The sequence below is a fragment of the Streptomyces sp. NPDC102467 genome, from assembly GCF_044765445.1.
Taxonomy (GTDB): Bacteria; Actinomycetota; Actinomycetes; order Streptomycetales; family Streptomycetaceae; genus Streptomyces.
Genome location: NZ_JBIWKA010000013.1, coordinates 155,913 through 173,926, shown reverse-complemented (window position 1 = coordinate 173,926; position 18,014 = coordinate 155,913). Strand labels below are relative to the sequence as shown.

General features: G+C 69.9%; 14 protein-coding genes. 8 read left to right on the top strand and 6 right to left on the bottom strand.

All coding sequences use genetic code 11. From position 1 onward, the window contains the following. Positions 1–10 precede the first annotated feature (10 nt). Positions 11–346: a MerR family transcriptional regulator gene (locus ACIREE_RS27210; protein ID WP_404157364.1), complete on the bottom strand. Its 336-nt coding sequence runs from the start codon at positions 344–346 to the stop codon at positions 11–13. 1,560 nt (positions 347–1,906) lie between these two features. Here ACIREE_RS27210 and ACIREE_RS27205 point away from each other — a divergent pair. Next, complete coding sequence (locus tag ACIREE_RS27205) at positions 1,907–2,812, top strand: alpha/beta hydrolase (protein ID WP_404157685.1); 906 nt, start codon at positions 1,907–1,909, stop codon at positions 2,810–2,812. Positions 2,813–2,884: 72 nt separating this feature from the next. Here the strand turns inward: ACIREE_RS27205 and ACIREE_RS27200 are convergent, their stop codons facing one another. Together ACIREE_RS27200 and ACIREE_RS27195 are read right to left on the bottom strand one after the other, a co-directional pair. Continuing rightward, entirely contained in the window at positions 2,885–3,673 is a 789-nt protein-coding gene (locus tag ACIREE_RS27200; RefSeq protein ID WP_404157361.1) for a DUF4239 domain-containing protein, read from the bottom strand. A 162-nt stretch (positions 3,674–3,835) separates the two neighbouring features. After that, on the bottom strand, positions 3,836–5,563 hold the full coding sequence (locus ACIREE_RS27195; protein WP_404157358.1) for a SpoIIE family protein phosphatase: 1,728 nt from the start codon (positions 5,561–5,563) through the stop codon (positions 3,836–3,838). A gap of 343 nt (positions 5,564–5,906) precedes the next feature. On the opposite strand from ACIREE_RS27195, the gene ACIREE_RS27190 reads away from it, so the two are divergent. Genes ACIREE_RS27190 through ACIREE_RS27175 form a run of 4 tightly spaced genes read left to right on the top strand, consistent with a single transcriptional unit; the run spans position 5,907 to position 10,801 of the window. Beyond that, positions 5,907–7,286 (top strand): MFS transporter, encoded by a 1,380-nt coding sequence (locus ACIREE_RS27190; protein WP_404157355.1) that lies wholly within the window; start codon positions 5,907–5,909, stop codon positions 7,284–7,286. Beyond that, on the top strand, positions 7,283–8,569 hold the full coding sequence (locus ACIREE_RS27185) for a CaiB/BaiF CoA transferase family protein (RefSeq protein WP_404157352.1): 1,287 nt from the start codon (positions 7,283–7,285) through the stop codon (positions 8,567–8,569). The genes ACIREE_RS27190 and ACIREE_RS27185 overlap by 4 nt, the downstream gene beginning before the upstream one ends. Beyond that, complete coding sequence (locus ACIREE_RS27180; protein WP_404157350.1) at positions 8,566–9,783, top strand: acyl-CoA dehydrogenase family protein; 1,218 nt, start codon at positions 8,566–8,568, stop codon at positions 9,781–9,783. Before ACIREE_RS27185 ends, ACIREE_RS27180 begins: the two co-directional genes overlap by 4 nt. A gap of 52 nt (positions 9,784–9,835) precedes the next feature. Continuing rightward, positions 9,836–10,801 (top strand): LysR family transcriptional regulator, encoded by a 966-nt coding sequence (locus ACIREE_RS27175; protein WP_404157347.1) that lies wholly within the window; start codon positions 9,836–9,838, stop codon positions 10,799–10,801. A 515-nt stretch (positions 10,802–11,316) separates the two neighbouring features. Here ACIREE_RS27175 and ACIREE_RS27170 read toward each other — a convergent pair. After that, positions 11,317–11,985, bottom strand: a complete 669-nt coding sequence (locus ACIREE_RS27170; RefSeq protein ID WP_404157344.1) for a LysE family translocator — start codon at positions 11,983–11,985, stop codon at positions 11,317–11,319. Positions 11,986–12,011: 26 nt separating this feature from the next. Here ACIREE_RS27170 and ACIREE_RS27165 point away from each other — a divergent pair, with 26 nt between their 5' ends. From ACIREE_RS27165 to ligA, 3 genes are all read left to right on the top strand, one after another. Beyond that, on the top strand, positions 12,012–12,536 hold the full coding sequence (locus tag ACIREE_RS27165) for a CGNR zinc finger domain-containing protein (RefSeq protein WP_404157343.1): 525 nt from the start codon (positions 12,012–12,014) through the stop codon (positions 12,534–12,536). A 138-nt stretch (positions 12,537–12,674) separates the two neighbouring features. Beyond that, positions 12,675–13,238, top strand: a complete 564-nt coding sequence (locus ACIREE_RS27160; RefSeq protein WP_404157340.1) for a hypothetical protein — start codon at positions 12,675–12,677, stop codon at positions 13,236–13,238. Between the two features lie 368 nt (positions 13,239–13,606). Continuing rightward, positions 13,607–15,685, top strand: a complete 2,079-nt coding sequence (ligA, locus tag ACIREE_RS27155; RefSeq protein ID WP_404157337.1) for an NAD-dependent DNA ligase LigA — start codon at positions 13,607–13,609, stop codon at positions 15,683–15,685. Between the two features lie 324 nt (positions 15,686–16,009). On the opposite strand, the gene ACIREE_RS27150 is transcribed toward ligA, so the two are convergent. Then, complete coding sequence (locus ACIREE_RS27150) at positions 16,010–17,443, bottom strand: DUF4157 domain-containing protein (RefSeq protein ID WP_404157335.1); 1,434 nt, start codon at positions 17,441–17,443, stop codon at positions 16,010–16,012. A gap of 160 nt (positions 17,444–17,603) precedes the next feature. Then, the gene (locus tag ACIREE_RS27145) at positions 17,604–17,918 is read right to left on the bottom strand and encodes an RICIN domain-containing protein (protein ID WP_404157332.1); all 315 of its coding nucleotides are present in this window, start codon (positions 17,916–17,918) and stop codon (positions 17,604–17,606) included. Between the last annotated feature and the right edge of the window lie 96 nt (positions 17,919–18,014).

Sequence of the window (18,014 nt, the reverse complement as noted above, 5' to 3'; positions counted from 1 at the left end):
TCGCGCTGCGTCATCCCGCGGGCGGAGCAGAGAGTCCAGCTGTGCGGTGATGGTCGGTGTTGAGTCGTTGGGCTTCTTCGAGCTGGTCTTCGAGGATGACGATGCGGCAGGCGGCCTCGATGGGGGTGCCCTGGTCGACGAGTTCGCGGGCGCGGGCGGCGATGCGCAGTTGGTAGCGGGAGTAGCGGCGGTGGCCGCCCGCGGAGCGGAGCGGGGTGATGAGGCGGGCGTCGCCGATGGCGCGCAGGAAGTTCTGGGTGGTGCCGAGTATGTCGGCGGCCCGGCCCATGGTGTAGGCGGGGTAGTCGTCATCATCCAGTCGGTTGAAGGAGTCGTCTGCGGTCATTGCACCTCTCTGCCAAACGCGTGGAGGGGCCCGGGTGCGCTATCTGCACCCGGGCCCCGAAGGAATTGCTACACCATCTGCCGGCCCTCGTACTGCGCCAGCCTTCTGTGTCCGCCGCCCCGACCGAACTGCTGTCGGGGGTGCGGGGATCGCGGTTGCTTGACCGGAGACCACCTCACGTTCGATGTCCTGCGGTACCCGGGCTCAACACTCCGCCCGGGCGATCCTGATGGCGCCCGCTCCTCCGTTCTTTCCCTCTGAGATGAATCACTTACCTACTGCTGGTACTGCTCTCCTGCGTACTGCTGGTGGCCTGTCCCAGCGCCACCTCTCCGGCAGCCAGCCCCGTCGCCCGTCCTGCACCTGCTTGTGGCTTGGAACCCCACTGCCGAACCTCCCGGTGCGCGCGTCCGCAGCCGACGCCTTCACCGAGGTGCTGCTCACTTGTTTCACTGCGGTCCTGCGCACTGCACTTACTGATACTGCGATTACTGCTGGTGGTGGCCCCTGATCACTGCGGGCCACCCGGTCCGGCCGCCAGCCCCGTCGCCGTCCTACGTTTTCCTGGCTTCGGAACTCCACCACCGCACCGTCCTGCAACTGCACATGCGGGTACTACTGCCCGGCAGTTCGTCTCTGCCAGACCCTGCTCGACCTCGCTTACGAGAGAAACCATAACCACACCCATGCCTAATGTCTACTCCCGCCAGCGCAGGTTTTCAGGTGTTCGACGGTGAGGTAGTAGCCCTCGAACGGCACAGGGCCGATTGGTGACGCCAGCCCGCTCGCCCCGACCCCATGCCTACCTGCGCGATTACCGGGAGGGCGGCCGGTACGGCGGGCGAACGCGCCGCATCAGCGAACACACCGCCCAGAGCATCGCCGCCGACCTCAAACAGGCCAGCCTCTCAGCCGGGAACGCCACGGACGCTGCACCCACTACGCCCTCCACCTGGACAGCACACTCCACCTCCCAGCCGGCACCGCGTCGCCTCCCGGGTGATGTGCAGGGGGGTGCGTCCCTGGCACCTCCCGCGAGGGGCGTGATCAGACAGAGGTCCGCTGCACGGCAATAGCACCCACCACACGGGCGGGGGCGGCGCCAACTGCGCTGCGGGCACGCCCCGTTGCACCTGCGTTCGGTGCCGGCGCACATGACGCCGAACAGCAGCTCCACTGCGAGGTGCACGTCGCCGACCTCGCGAAATTCCCCGTGCGACATGCCGTCCCGGACGACGTTATCCACTTCGACAACGAACTCGGTGAACGGGCGCGTCCGGCCCCGTCGGCAGCTCCGAACACCCGACTGGCAGGCTGGAGTTCGACATCGTGTTACGGATCCCCGCGCCGAGCCCGTGTCAGAACCCGAAGAAGGACGTCACAGCCAGTCAGCGACCCAACCCCCGCGTTCGAAGGTGTTGCCAGGCCCACCCCCGCAGGGATGCTGGGCCGCTGGTCCGGTCAGCGGGCCGCTCATAGCGTCGCACCATGATGAATACCGCGAAGGAACAACGAACGGATACCACCAGGCGGACGGCGCTGCGCGGTCTGAGGCTCGCGGTGGGCGGCACGGTCCTGGCCGGCGGGCTCGGAGCCTCACCAGCGGTGGCCAAGCCACGTCGCGGGCCCGCCACCTACGTGCTGGTGCACGGTACCCACAGCGCCGGCGCGTTCTATATGCCGATCGCTCGGGAGCTGACGCTGCGCGGCCACCGCGTCGTCATGATGGACCAGCCGCTCCATGGCGCGGAGGCTTTCGTCCCGGAGTCGTACCAACGGCAGGACCTCCAAGCGATGGCGGTCGAGCCATCCCCGCTGAAGCACCTCGGGCTGGACGACTACGAGGCGCGCGTCACGGGCATCGTGCGGCGCGCGGCACGGAACGGCCCGGTGGTGCTGGTCGGGCACAGCCTGGGCGGCGTATCGGTCAGCCGTGTCGGCAACACGGTCCCGCATCTGCTGCACCACATCTGCTACATGGCGGCCTTCTGCCCCAGCCGTGCCCTGCCTACAGCGGATGCCTGCACGGCGGCACCCGAGAACACCAACGCCGTCAGCCCGGTTGAGCTGACGGTGGGTGACCCGGACCAACTCGGGGTGCTGCGGCTGAACTTCAGGACAGGTGACAGCCGCGCACTGGCCCTCCTGAAGGAGATGATCTGCGCGGACTACCCCGACGCCGACTTCCGCCGGATCCTGACCGGCATGCAGACCGACGAGCCCATCGCCGCTTATGCGGGCCGAGCGGTCGGCCGGGCCGGCAGCTGGGGACGCATTCCCCGCACCTACATGCGCTTCGGCAAAGACCGGACGATCGCCACTGCGCTCCAGGACAGGATGATCGCGGAGGCCGACGCACTCACACCCGGCAACCGCTTCCGCGTACACAACTTTCCCGAGGCCTCGCACGTAGGCCCTCTGGATCCCGCCTCCGTCACCGAAGTCCTGGACACACTCGCGGCGTAGGCGCAGCCTGGTCGACCCTGTTGCGGCGCAGGCGATCGGTCCGACTTCGTCGTCCGTCCGCCGTGCCGCGGTTCACCGCCAGAACTGGGCCAGTACCCCTTCCTTGAACGGCTCCGGAGAGACCGAGAGGGCACCGGCGAAGGGATGATCGAGGGTGAGCACGAGCAGCAGGCTCACCCCGATCAGGGCGGCGACCGAGGTGATGAACATCAGCTGGGCGCGGAGGCTTTCGATGCCGTAGAGGAAGGTCAGCGGCAGCATGACGAGCGCTCCGCCGTACACGAGTACGGTCAGCAGGATCGGCAGTTCCTGCCCGGCCTGGGCAAGGCGGCTGCGGCGGGCGGTGGCGATGTCGGCGAGGGTCGCGACGGACTGCTCGTAGTACGCCTCCTCGCTCGCGCCGTGCGGCTCGTACTCCTGGTACGCCGAGTAGAGGTCGGTGATCTCGGAGTTGGTGAGACCCGGGTCCGGCTTCCCCTCCCGCATCAGGGGCCACTGCTTGTCGACGACCGCGTGGACGTACGTCCCCATGGCCGCGGACACCCGCCGCTGCTGCTCGGGCGGGAACGCGGCGCACTCGCGCAGGACTTCGGCGGTCTGGCTGGCCTCGGCGGCGACATTCGCCTCGGCCGTGCTCAGGCTCTCCCACTCGGACACCACGACGAACGCGAGGATGATCCCGTAGATCGCGGCGTACATGCCGAGCACGACACCGATCATTTCGTTGTACGTGCCGTCGGCGACGCGCGGCAGCCTGCGTCTGACCAGCAGGCAACCGGACACCGCGAAGAACACGGCGCCGCCGCAGATGAGCAGGAACAGCACGAAGGTGCTGAGGTGATTGAGCAGCCAGATCTCCACGCCCGCACAACGCGCCACCCCCGGTACCGGGTCACGGCCGGGGCCCGATCGGATGCCATGTCTCGGGTGTTCATGGGCGGAGCAGCGGTCTTTCCCGTGCCCGTGGGGCTTCGCCGTTGCACCGCACGAGCATCTGCATCTCCGTTCGGTTGGGCCGTCGCGTCAGCGCACCCGCAGCGCCAGGATCGCGACGTCGTCCGGGTTCGCGCCCTCGTCCAGGCAGTGCTCCACCAGATGCGCGCACAATTCGCCGACCTCGGCCGGCGCTGTGAGCGCGGCCTGCCGCAGCCGCTCGAGGCCCGTGCCCAGTTCCTCTCCGCGCCGCTCCACCAGACCGTCGGTGTAGAGCACGAGCAGCGCCCCCGACGGAAGGTCGAACGCACCCTCCTCGGCCTGCCACTCGGCCACCACACCCAGCGGAACTCCCTGCCCGGCGCGGACGAACTCTGCCCCCGAGTGGTCGACGAGAAGGGGCGGACAGTGCCCCGCGGAGGCCATCGTCGCCCGCCTCCGCTCAGGATCCACCGTCATGTAGAGCACCGTCGCCAGTTCGGTCAGTGCCATGTCGTCCGTCAGCGCGTTCAGGTCCGTCAGGACCGCCACCGGGTCCTCGCCCTCCACCAGCGCGTAACTGCGCAGCGCGGTCCGCATCTGCCCCATCGCCGTCGCCGCTCCGAGCCCCTTGCCCATCACATCGCCCAGAGCGAGCCCCACCTTGCCCTCCGGCAGCCTGATCACGTCGTACCAGTCGCCACCCGCCTGCATGCCCTGTGCGCCGGGCAGGCTGCACGCCGCGATCTGCACTCCCTCGACGTCAGGGAGCCGCTGCGCGAGCATCGACTGCTGCAAGGTGCTCGCGATGCGCCGCTCGCGCTCGTAGAGGCGATTGTTCTCCACGACCTGGCCGGCGAACCGGCAATAGGTGGTGGCCAGTTGGCGCTGCCGCGATGTCGGGCGGCCCGGCCGGCCGAACGCCCACGCCACGGCGCCCAGCTTGCGGCCACGCGCACTGTGCAACGCCAGCACGTACACACTCCGGAAGCCCGCGACCCGCCCCAGCTCACGCAGTGCCCCCTCCGCTGCCGGATCGGTCAGCACGTCCTCGAAGACCAGCCAGCCACCTGCCCGCACGGCCGTGTCCACCATGTCCTCCGTGGTGCTGATCGCGTCGAGGAGGCGCTGCGCCTCCTCCATGGCGTCCGGGAGGCCGAAGGTCGCCCGCGTCCGCATGGCCCGCGCCTCCTCGTCGTACAGCCGCGCCGCCCCCATGTCCGCCTGCAGGAGCCGGGCTCCCTCGGCCAGCATCTGCTCCAGGGTTTCGTCGACACTGCCGTGGTCGGTGAGCCGCTCGGTCAGTCCGTGCACCCAGGTGATGTCCTGAAGCTGCTGCTCGAGGCGGCCGTTCGCCTCGTCCAGGGCAAGCGCCGCATGGTGCTGGTGCGAGATGTCGTGGATGTAGGCGACCGCCACCGGATCGGGGTAATGCGCACAGTCGAGGGGTGTCGCCGTGATATCGAGGCGGAGCGGCCGCTCGCCCGGGACCCGGTACTGCACCTCGGCCCGTGCGGGACGCCGCAGGTGCAGGGCGATACCGAGCGGCGACTGGTCGAACGCCATCGTCTCGCCGTTGCGGTCGAAGAGCGCCTGCGAGGCGGCGACCAGTCCGCCGTTGTCCGTCGGGACAGGGGTGTGGAACATCTCCTCGAGCCGGCCGTTCGCGTACACGACCGTTCCGCCGTCCAGCGTGGACGCGATGATGATGCCGTGCGGGGAGCCCTCGAAGACGGCGGCCGACGGCAGCGCCCCCGGCAGGCCCGCCGGGGGGTCGGGGTCCGCGTCGAGCCGGGACTCCGCGGAGCGGGGCTTGGTGGACAGGTCGTGAACGGACACGAGGTGCCTTTCGGGATGGATGGTGAGCCCCCCTCTTGAGCCCGGCCCTGACGACGCCCTCCCCCTGCCGACCCTGCCTTCAACACTAAAATCTTAAGGGTCGTACAAGGGGTCCGGTTCGGGACCAAAGTCATCCGTCGCCGGTCCTTCGGCACCGCGTTTGAGGACGTACGGCCCGACCCGAGAAGCCTGCCTTCAAGGTCCGGACCCTTACCCGCGGACCCGCAGACTTCGGAATCATCGAAGGGTCCCTGCGCAAACCACTGCTTGTTCGCCCGTCCGGCCTCCGATTGCCTGTGCTGTGCGCCATCGGGTCCGGTGGCGCGAGACCGTGGAGGTGAACGTGACCGCGCACGCAGCGTCGCAGGCGACGGCCGTGACGGGGGAATGGAGCGGGCCCCGTCGTGGGGTCTCCGCGAAGGACCGGTGGATCATCGGGCTGCTCCTGGCCTTCTTCACGCTCAATTTCGCCGACAAGGCGACCATCGGACTCGCCGCGCCCGACCTGGAAAGTGACCTCGGGCTCAGCCCTGCCCAGTACGGCCTGATGTCCAGTGCGTTCTTCTGGCTGTTCGCGGCCGGCGCGGTGGTCCTGGCGTTGTTCTTCCGGCGGATCGGCTGGCGCTGGTCGGCGGCGGGGCTCATGATCGCGTGGGTGGCGAGCATGGCGCCGCTGACGGTACCGACCACGGTGACCGTGGTGATCGCGTCGCGGATGCTGCTCGGCTTCTTCGAGGGCCCGGCGCACGCCTTGTGCCAGTCCGTCGTCGCCGACCGGTTCCCGTCCGAGCGGCGGGCGTTCGCCGGTGCTGTCGTCAACGCCGGTTCGTCGGTCGGGCCGCTGCTCGCCACCCCGCTGCTCACCTGGGTGATCGTGACCTGGAGCTGGCACGCGGCCTTCGTGGTCCTCGTGGCTGTCGGCGCGGTGTGGGCGGTGGTCTGGCTGATGGTCACCCGACGCGAGCCGGGCATGGGGCCGCGGAAGGCAACCGCGCGCGGAGCGCTCCAGCCGGTGGCGGACGACCCGGACCCGAACGGTGACATCGACGTACCGCTGATCTCGTTGTTGCGTACCGGCAGCTTCTGGGGGCTTGCGCTGCTCTCCTTCGCCGGGTACCTCATCTCCTCGCTGAAGGTGTCCTGGCTGCCGTCGTTCCTGCACGACGGTATGGGGTACTCCCGCGGGACGGTCGGCCTGCTCGCCACGCTGCCCTACGGCCTCGCGATCGTGGTCCTGCTCACCGCGGGGCTGATCTCCGGGCGCATGCTGCGGGCGGGCCGTTCGGCACGGGCCGCCCGGGGCCTGCTGACAATGGGCTATCTGTGCTTCGCGGGCGTCGCCATGGTCGCCTTCACCCAAGTCCCCCCGGGCATCGTGCAGTTGGCCCTCGTGGTCGCCGCGTTCTCGATCAACAGCGTCGCGTTCTCGGTAGCCTTCGCCGGCGCCGCCGACTTCCTGCCCCGTAAGCACCGGCCCGGCTTCTTCGGCTGCATCATCGCGGTGTACAGCGTCGCCGGGATCGTCTCGCCCTGGTTCCTCGGGGTGATCGTGGACGCCGCGGACACCGTCTCGCAGGGGTACGCGGACGGGTTCCTGGTCGTCGGCATCACCATCTGCGTCTTCGCGGTCGCCGGCGGTCTGCTCCTGAATCCGGCTCGCTCGCGCGAGGTCCTGCTGGCCGAGACCGCACGCCGCCGACCGGTGGCGGAGGCGGCCCGGTGAGCGCCGCGGCCAACGGCGTCCGCCCCCTGGCCGGGCTGCGAGTGATCGACTTCGGGCAGTACATCGCGGCGCCCGGCGCCGGTCAGAACCTCGCCGACCTCGGTGCCGACGTCATCAAGGTCGAACCCCTGACGGGCGACCAGGCACGAGGCATCGGCCACTTCGGGACGGCCATGGTGCGGGCCAACAACCGGGGCAAGCGCAGTCTCGCCGTCGACCTGCGACACCCGGCCGGGCACACGGTGGCCCGCGAACTCGTCGCCTCCGCGGACGTGCTCCTGCACAACTTCCGGCACGGGGTCAGCGAGCGGCTCGGGCTCGACCCGGACACACTCCTCGCCCGGCACCCCCGGCTGGTCTACGGCTTCGTCACCGGCTTCGGCACGCGAGGGCCCTCGGCGCGCAGGGTCGGCCTGGACATCGCCGCGCAGGCGGAGTTCGCCGTCATGGACGTCACGGGCGAGGCGGGCGGCGACCCGCAGCGCGTCGGCTTCACGATCGCGGACGTGCTGGCGGCCCAGGCGCTCACCTCGGGTGTGCTGGCAGCGCTGCTGCAGCGCGCCGGCACCGGGCGTGGTGACGTGGTCGAGACCTCGCTCATGGAAGCCGTCGTGCACGCGCAGGCGGCCACCTGGGCCGAGTACGAGCTGACCGGCGAGGCACCTCGTCGCCGCGGGAACGGTCAGGCCCTCGCGGCGCCCGCCGCCGACCTGGTGCGCACCCGCGACGGTGGAGCGCTCGTCGTCTCCGCGTACACGACGGAGAAGTTCGCGGCCCTGTGCGTGGCGATCGGCCGACCCTCACTCGTCACCGACCCCCGCTTCGCTTCCAACCCCGAACGGGTACGTCACCGCGAGGAGTTGCTCGACATACTCCACCGAACCCTCGGGCAGCTGGACCGGACGACGGCGCTGGAGAAGCTGCGCGCCGCGGGCATCGTCTGCGGCGCCGTGCGACGGTTCGACGAGGTCGTGGACGACGCCGACGTGCGGGCGTCCGGGCTGATCGCGCACTGCTCGTACGACCCGGGCGAAGGGCCCGGAGGCACCGCGCCCACCACGCCCTTCTCGCTGGGCGGCCGACGCCCCGCGACGACTCCACCCGCGCCCGACGTGGGGGAACACACCGTCCGCGTCCTCGCCGAACTGGGCAGGAGCGAGAAGGAGATTCGCGCCCTGACCGAGGCCGGAGTCGTCGCCTGCGCCCACGCCGCACCGACCGACGTTTCACCGGCCGCACCGACCGACGTATCACCCGCCGCGCCGAAGGAGCAGACCGCATGATCGACCCCGAAGTGTTCGCCCTCGACTTCGACGAGTACCTGGCGCGTGTCGCCGTGCTGACCGATGAAATCCTCATCCCCGCCGAAGAGGAGATGGTGGCGGCGGGCGCGGTACCGGAACACGTGCTGCGGGCCTTGGCCCGGCACGGGCTGTTCGGGGTGTCGATCCCCCGACGCCTCGGCGGTCTGGAGTGGAACATGACGCAACAGGTCGCGCTCACCATGGAGTTCACGCGCGCGTCGTGCGTCTACCGCTCCCGGTTCTCCACGGTGATCGGTCTGTGCTCGCAGGCCATTCTCGACCACGGCACCGACGCGCAGCGGGAGGGGCTGCTGCCGAAGATGGCCGCTGGTGAACACATCACCGCGTTCGCGCTGACCGAGCCCGAGGCGGGTTCGGACGCCGCCTCGCTGACCACCACCGCGCGACGTGTCGACGACGGCTGGCGCATCGACGGCAGCAAGCGGTACATCACCAACGCGCACTGGGCGGACGAGCTGGTGGTGTTCGCCCGGACCGGCGAAGCGTCCGAGGGGGCCGCCGGCGTCACCGCGTTCCTCGTGCCACGTGGCGCCGAGGGCGTGACGACACGCCTGCCGAGCCGGATGAACGGGCACGCCGAAGCCCCGGTGGCCGAGATCGAGTTGGTCGATGTCCGGGTCGACGACTCCGCGATTCTCGGCGGACAGGTCGGAAAGGGGTTCGCCGCCGCGCTGCGCGGCATCAACCACGCCCGCCTGCACGTCGCGGCCACCTGCGTCGGGCAGTCCACCCGCATGCTGGAGGAGACCGCCCGGCATCTGTCGGAGCGACGCCAGTTCGGGGCGCCGCTCGCCGACCTCGGCGCGGTGCAGGCCGACCTCGGCCGGTGTTTCGCGGATCTGGAAGCCGCCCGTGCGCTGACCGTGGAGGCGGCGCGGGCCTTCGACACCGGCACCGTGCCACGCCACCGGATCGCCGCCGCCAAGCTGTTCGCCTCGGAGATGGCGGGGCGGGTCGCGGACCGCTGCGTCCAACTGCTCGGCGGCGAGGGCATCGTCGGCGACCATCCGGTGCCCCGCATGTGGCGTGACGTGCGCGCCCTGCGCATCTACGAGGGCTCCTCCCCCGTTCACGAACGGAACCTGGGCCGGGCTGTGACGCGCCAGGTCCGGTTGGACGGCACGCTTCCGGACACCTACCGTGTCACGCGCGGACCGGCCGACGCGGCGTAAGCAGCGGTCCTGGCGGGCCGGGCGCCGGTTCCTCACATGAAGGAGAGAACCGGTGGAGCTCAGACAGCTCGAGCATTTTCTGGCCGTCGTGGGCCACGGCGGCCTGGGCCGTGCCGCGGAGCGGCTCTACCTCTCACAGGCCACCGTCTCCGCTTCGATCCGCGCCCTGGAACGTGAACTGAAGGTCCCGCTGTTCCACCGCACCGGCCGTCGCCTGGTGCCCACGTCGCCCGGCCGGGAACTGGTGCCGCTGGCACGACGCGTCCTCGACGACGTCGTCGCCGTACAGGACGCGATGCGCAGCGCGCGCGAGGTCGGTGGCGGTGTCCTCACCGTCATGTGCACACCGGACATGTCCGGCGAGGCCGTGGCCTCCTGGGCCGGCGGGTTCACCCACAAGTACCCGGCGGTCCGGCTCGACATCAGCGAGGTCGGTTCCCGGCAGGAGCTCGTGGCGGCGGTCGCCGACGGGCAGGCCGAACTCGGCTTCACCCTGAAGTCCGAACTGCGCAGCGATCTCAGTTTCATCGAACTCGGTGTGCAACGGCTGCTGTTGGTACGGCCACCGGGACAGCCGCCGGCCGGCCAAGAGGGGGCCGTGCCGCTCGCGAAGATCGGTGACCTGCCGATCGTGCGCCGCCAGGTCACCCGGAACGAGGACGACGCGGTGCACACGGCGCTCGTCGCCCACGGGGTGGATGCCGTGACCGGGGCGACGGTCCCCAGCCGGACCGCCCAGCTGACCTTCGTGCTCACGTCCGGATTCCAGGCCTTCCTGCCGCTGCGGATGTGCGCGGCCGCTCTGGACGCGGGCGCCTGCGTGGTGGAGACCGACCCGCTCATCGAGTCTCCCTTCGGCGTGGTGCACCGCTCCGGTGAACTCGCCCCGGCCGCGCAGCAGTTCGTGCACGATGTCCGGTCCGCGCTACGCAACTGGTATGACGCGATCGCCGGGCACCGCGACGCGGGCCTCGAACTGATCGACGCGGCGGCCGCCGCCCGGCACACGGCGGGCTGAGCACAGGAAGTTCTGTGCTCAGCCCACCACTCATCCCGACCACGGCGCTGCTACCGCACGACGGCCACCTGGCTCCCCCCGCCGGATCCGGATACGGAAGGGCCCGGCCTAGTTCCTAGGCACGGGCCGCCCGCTCGGCCTCCGCGCCGGGCAGTCACCTTGTGGCGGGCCTGGCGGTTGTTGCGGCCGTCGGCGGCACGCTCCGCGCGCTCCAGGAGCCGGGACGCCCCGGGCGCCTGGCCCGTTCGATCAGGCCCATGGCCTGGGCCGCCGTCCGGACGACATGAGCAACCGACTCCCCCGGTCACCCGCTGCGGCTCTGCACTCGACCTGCAACACCCCGGCCCGCAGCCTCCCCGGCAATGACGATGCAGCCGAGCAGCGGTGAGGACGCGGCGCACAGTGGACGGGCGATCACGAGCCACGCCCCAAGCTGAACCGGGCCTTCTGACAACCCGATTCGCAGGCTGATGCAGCGCTTGGCCACCGGCCGGTTCTCGACCGGGGGCTTCTGGTCAGACTCGGGCTCTTGCGGGCACCTCGCGGGCGAGCAGAAGTGCGACGGCGCCGAGGAGGGTGCCGGTGATGCGGCGTTGCATGGTGGCCCAGCTCGGGCGCTGCTCGAGGAAGGCGGCGATGGCGCCGGCGGCGATGACGATCAGGGCGTTGACGGTGAGGCTCACCGCGATCTGGAGCGACCCGAGACTCAGGCCCTGCACGGCCGGATGTCCGCGGGACGGGTCGATGAACTGCGGGATCAAGGTCAGGTACATGATTGCGGCCTTGGGGTTCAGCAGGTTCGTCACCAGCCCCATATGGAAGAGCCGGGCCGGGCTGTCGCGGGGAATGTCACGGACGTCGAACACGCCTCGGCCACCGGTCCGTAGGGCCTGCCATGCGAGGTATGCCAGGTAGAGGACGCCGGCGGCTTTGAAGCCGATGAACAACCAGGGCACGGCGACGAACACGACCGCGAGGCCGAGGTTGGCCATCAGCATGTAGAGGACGAATCCGATGCCGGTGCCGACCAGGGAGATGAGTCCCGCTGCGCGGCCCTGGCTGATGCTGCGTGAGACGAGGTAGATCATGTTGGGCCCGGGGGTCAGGACCATGGCCAGCGCGGTGAGCGCCATCCCGAGGGCGGCCGCCCCGGAGACGGGTGAGGACAGCGAGGTGAGGGACATGCCTCGCACTCTGGTGTAATGGCCTTGTGCATCTCAACCCTTACGGCGAGTATGCCGTGCTCCTCGCCCGTTCCTTGGCCGACGACTGGCCTGACACGCAGGCCGGGATCGTAGAGCGGACCCGTGAGTTCGGCATGACGATGTCCTTTCCCGAGCGGCCCGACGACCACGCCCGCTGCCGGGCAGTACTCGATGACTGGCTCCGGGTCGTCGACAGTTCCGACCCGGACGAGCGGACGTCGATCCTCAATGAACAGATGGCCGCCGCGACTGCGTATCCACGTCTGACGGACCACAATGGCGAGGGCTGGCATCTGCACTATCGCGACGTCGACGACGACCTGCCGCGAGTGCTGCACGCCGTGTTCAGCGTCGGCACTGCACTGCACCTGACCACACGTGGCATGAACCGCCTCGGCCGGTGCGCCGCCCGCCCGTGCAGGAACGTTGTCGTCGACACCTCGCGGAACGGCACCCAGCGGTACTGCTCGCCACGCTGCGGCAGCCGGGACGCCGTCCGTCGACACCGCGCTCGTCAGCGAGAACGGTGACTACTCGCGCTGCGACTGGCTTCGAGCGGCTCAACGCGCCCCGCTGCGACGCCGGGTGCGTGAGTCGTCGTCGCATGCGGCCTATCCCGCTGTGTTCTCGAGCATCATCCCTCGTGCTCCTTGGCGGACGCCTCCAGAGTGCCGGATACCGTGTTCCGCGATCATCAACAGGGCGGACGGGGAAAAATGAGTCGCTACTCGGACTGGCGGACAGGCACCAAGTACCCAGGGGAGGGCATAAGGCCCGTGATGCGGTCACAGATGGAAGCTGCTCTCCTTTCCCTCACGGTCCCGGACCGCCCCTGGCGGGTGCGCGCGGGCCTCGCGGGCGAGCGCGCTGATGTCGTTGCCGAGTGCCAGATGATGGAGCCGGCACGGGGCAAAGGGAAGGCTCGACGCCAGCTTGAACGGACGTTCAAGTTCCGGATTCATCTGGACGGGGAGCACCACGAGGTACGGGTGTGCGCGGATGTACGGGAGATCACCCGGGCCGGCGACCCTCCCCGTCGGATCGTAGAACGCAGGACCGGCAGCGGGCCGCGCACCCGGGTGTGGTCACGGCTGAGCCATTGGGAGAAGGACGCCACCGGGCGACGTCATCGCATCGACACCGTCGATTTCGACTCCAACCACATGCGCGACCCACTGCAGAAGATCGTCCTGTCCTCTGGCTGGACCTGGCGCGGAACCCACCTGGCCTGACCCCTCGCAGGCGGCCCGGCAACCCGCACCCGTACAGGACGCGGCCATCACTGGCGCTGGACCGTCGAACCTTTCGTGAGATACGGCCACAGACGTCGTCGCCGTGCGGATCGACGACGCGGCACGACCGAGCGGCCGTGCCGCCGAGCAGCCGCGCTCCCCAGCCCGGCGCGGATCCAGCCGAGACGCCCTCGGCGGCAACTGCTCCTCAGCTTCGGCCATGCCTTTTGCACCGTCAGAAGCCCCACGGCGTAACTCCGCTGGAAAGCAGAGTTCGAACTAGCCCCGTCGGCTGCGCCGCCCCGGCCGTTCAGCAGGGGTGGCGCGCTCCCCCGGGATTGTCAGACCCGTGAGGAAGGATGACCTGCATGACGACTTCTTCCGCCGTTGAGGCGTTGACCAGCCCTGCCCAGTACCAGGACGGCATCGTGCGCGTACGCGAGGCTGCCCGCGCGTACTACGGCGGCGACGGGGACTTCGCGACCGAGAGCGTGCTGGACGACGCCACCTACGACCAGCTGCTGCGGCGCATCGCCGAGTGGGAGCAGGCGCACCCGGACGAGATCTCGCCCGACTCCCCCACCGAGAAGGTCGCCGCCGGCGCCGCGCCGGTCGGCGACATCGCCCACACCACACCGCTCCTCAGCCTGGACAACGTCTTCTCGCCCGCCGAACTCGTGGACTGGGGCGCCGGGCTTGAGCGTCGTCTCGGCGATCCGGTCGCAGGCGGTTTCACCGTGGAGTTCAAGCTGGACGGCGCCGCGATCGCCGGCCGGTACGTGAACGGGCGCCTCACCCAGGTCGTCACCCGCGGTGACGGCCGGTTCGGTGAGGACATCAACCACGTGATCGGCTCGATTGTCGGTCTGCCCGCCCGGCTGGAGCTGCCGCACACCTTCGAGGTCCGTGGTGAAGTCCTGTTCACCCAGGACCAGTTCGAGCGGGCCAACGAGATCCGCGTCGAGCACAAGGAGAAGGTGTTCTCCAACCCGCGCAACGGCACCTCCGGCACCCTGCGCGCGAAGAACCGGCCGTACACGCTGGAGCTGACGTTCTGGGCCTACGGCGCCGTCAACCTGCCCGGCGAGACGTTCCTGCCCGACAACGCGGCACACACCGATGTTCTGAACGCCGTCTCCGACGCGGGGGTGCAGACCACCGCCGACCAGGCGGCCGGCATGAGCGTGGTGCCTACGCTGGCCGAGGCGCAGCAGCGCATCGAGGCGATCCAGGCGGTGCGTGCGAGCCTGCCGTTCGGGATCGACGGCGTGGTCATCAAGGCCAACAACGCGGCCGAGCAGGAGCGGGCGGGGTTCGGGTCGCGGTATCCGCATTGGGCGATCGCCTACAAGTTGCCCGCGGTGGAGCGGACGACCACGTTGCGGGCGGTGGAGTGGAACGTGGGCCGCACCGGGGTGATCGCGCCGCGCGCGCGGCTGGAGCCGGTCGAGGTCGATGGCAGCATCGTGGAGTTCGCCACGTTGCACAACCCGGCCGACATCCGTCGCCGGGACCTGCACCTGGGCGACACAGTGACCGTGTACAAGGCGGGCGACATCATCCCGCGTATCCAGGCGCCGGTGGTCGGCCTGCGTCCGGCGGACGCGGTCGAGGTGCCGTTGCCGGAGGTCTGTCCGAACTGCGGCTCGGACATCGACAGGAGCCAGGAGCGGTGGCGGTGCGTGCAGGGTGCCGCCTGCCGCCTGCCCGCGCTCATCGCGTACGCGGCGCAGCGTGACTGCCTCGACATCGACGGCCTGGGCCAGACCTACGTCGACGCGCTGGTCGAGTCAGGGGCCGTCGCGGATGTTGCCGATCTGTACACCCTCGACGAGGCCACGCTCACCACTGCGGCGGGCAGTGAGAAGCGCGGTATCAAGCTCGTGGAACAGATCCAGGCCGCCAAGGACAGACCGCTCAGCCGGCAGCTGTGCGCGCTCGGGATCCGCAACACCGGCCGGCGCCTGTCGCAGCGGATCGCGGCGTACTTCCGCACGATGGACGCGGTCCGCGCTGCGGACGCGGAGGCCATGACAGAGGTCGAGGGGATCGGCCCGGAGAAGGCGCCGGGCATCGTCGCCGCTCTGGCCGAACTCGGCCCGGTCATCGACAAGATGGCCGCCGCGGGCGCCATGATGTCCGAGCCGTTCGACGAGGCGGCCGGGCAGTCCGGTCCGCTGGCCGGGGAGGGCGGCAAGCCGCTGAAGGTCGTCGTCACCGGCAAAATGACCGGGCCGCTCGCCGAGGTCGGCCGCAGCGCCATGAACGACCTGATCAAGCGTGCGGGCGGCAAGGACAGCAGCAGCGTCACCGCCCAGACTGCCTACCTCGTGTCCGCCCCGGCCGCGGGCGGCAAGCTGTCCAGCAAGGCCACCAAGGCGCAAGAGCTCGGCGTGAAGGTCATCACCCCCGAGGAGTTCGCCGACCTCGTCGCCGACTACCTGTAGGTCATCCGACCGAAGCAAGTTCCTGTAACTCACATGACCGGCAAGGGAGTTGGGGATCTGGCTGAGCCCCGGGCCATGAGCGGCCCCGTGTTGACGATCGAGCTGGCGGAAGCGGTCCCGCGATCCGTGCTTCAGCAGATCCGCGCGCTCCTGGTTCGCTCACCAGCACATCTCGACGAGCAGGGTTCCTGCGCGCAGACGAACCGACGCACTCTCAACACCACCACAACGCGCCTGCCCCCAGCTGGCAAATCGCGGGAAACCGCAGCTAGAAGCCATGTATTCGCTTCAACCGCGCTACGGACGCACTTCGTTCAGGGGCCGTCAGGTTCCGGAGGAGGACGCCGTCGGCTTGCGCCGTGTGCGTCGGCCCCTCGCCATGATGCCGTTGATGATCTCGGAGTGACGGCCCTTGAGCGCCGCGACCGGCACCTCGATGGTCTGGTAGGTCTCGTGGCCGCCTTGCCGTTCTGCCACGCTGTTCTCGTCGTGCCAGCGCAGATCGGTGCCGCCTGCCTCGATAAACGGGATATCCGGGACAGTCTGGAGGAGCACCCGTCCGCCCCGCGGGTTGGAGAGTTCGATCCAGAAGTGCTCGGGGGCACCGAAAGCGCCGTCCATCCGGTAGTGGCACACGATCCAGCCCGCCGGGTTCGCGGCGTCGATCCGCAGGCCGTGGGATTGTACGAAGGTCCGGACCGCCCGCTCCATGAGGGGGCGGATCGCGGCCTCGTCGTGCTGGCCTTCGAAGTCGGGGTCGAAGCGCATGCCCGCGGCCGCGATGTCGTCCCGCAAACGGTCCAGATCGCTCCTGACCGCGGGCTCCACCTGGTCCATCTCCCGTACGTCGTCCTCATCGCTCAGGCCGATGAGGTAGTTCCAGTACTCCCCCCGGTCAAGGCCGCCGGAGTCCGCGGCAGCCCGCACGGCCCACTCCCAGCAGGCGGCCTCCACGGGCGTCTTGGGGAGCTTGCGCCCCTGCCCGCCGGCGTAGGTTTCCTCCCGCCCGGCAGTGGCGGCGATCAGGTTGACCGCGTCCTCGGAGATCTCCCCTTCCGTGCTCTCCTCGCGGGTGCGCTTCATCCGCTGGACGGCGCTGCCGTCGCTTCCGCGCGCGGACCGGTCGGCGTCGACGGTCCGCGCGACGGGAGAACCGTTCATCGCGCGCCGGGCGTTGGCCTCGGCCTCCCGTTCGAAGCTGTCGCCGGGGTCGGAGACGGACAGCCCGTCGCCGTTGTCGGTGCCCGCGACGGGCCCCTGCCGCTGCTGGATCACGTGGGTCAGCTCGTGGGCGAGGGTGTGCCGGTCGCCACCGCCGTCGCCGATGACGACATCGTTGCCGGAGGTGTAGGCACGCGCACCGATCTCGGCGGCGGAGCGGCGGGCCTCGGCGCCGGTGTGCAGTCGTACGTCGGAGAAGTCCGCGCCGAGGCGGCCCTCCATGTCTGTACGGGTGGTCGTGTCCAGGGCCCGTCCGCTGCCGCGCAGCACACCGGGCACCGTCGAACGCTGCACCGCCGACGGCGCCGACTGCCCTGACGGCCTCGGCTCCTCGGTGTGCCCGCATCCTGGTCCGTGCTGGTGCCCGTCCAGTGCCCCGGGGTGCCCGGACCGCCGCAGCAATTGCACCACCGCGGCGTTGCCGATCCTCGGCTGCATGCCGAGAGGCCCCGCCGCACTCGCCACCGGTGGCTTCGCGCCTGCCGTCGGCGAGGACAGGGGTTCCCGCTCGCTGTCACGACTTCTCCGCGCCCGCATGCCGGCTCCTCTTTGTCAGGGGTCGACCTCCCTGTCTACCAGCACATACGCGCGCGGCGCGAGAGACGAACGGGCAGTCACGCCTACCTGTAAGGGCAGGGAAACCGGCAGGCGGGGGCCATGTGAGTATGTCAGTCACAGCCAGCAGCGGTTCGGGGGGTCAGTTCGTTCGGACGAGGAAGCGCTGGTCGGCCTCGCCGGTACATGGTTCTTCGATCGCTTCGGCCCCCTCGGTGGTGTCGTCGTCGAGGATGCCGACGCACCGGCTGCTGTGGGCCGGGCGAAGCCGGAAAGTTGCGGTGCTGTCAGCGGCGGTGGGTTCCAGGCGGAACAGGGTGCCTTGCGTGCAGTCCATACGTGGTTCGAGCATGCCCTTGATCTGGTCGTCGCCCATGACCGTCAGGCATCCCATTCCCATCTGGGGGTGATGCCACTGGATGCGGTACAGGCCCTCGCCGGCCGGTTCGAGGGCCACCCGCGGCGCCCCACAGGCCCCCCAAGTCGCCGATCGTGGCACCTTTGACACAACCTGGGCGAAGCCGCCGAGAAGTGCGTCCACCGGCACCACGGC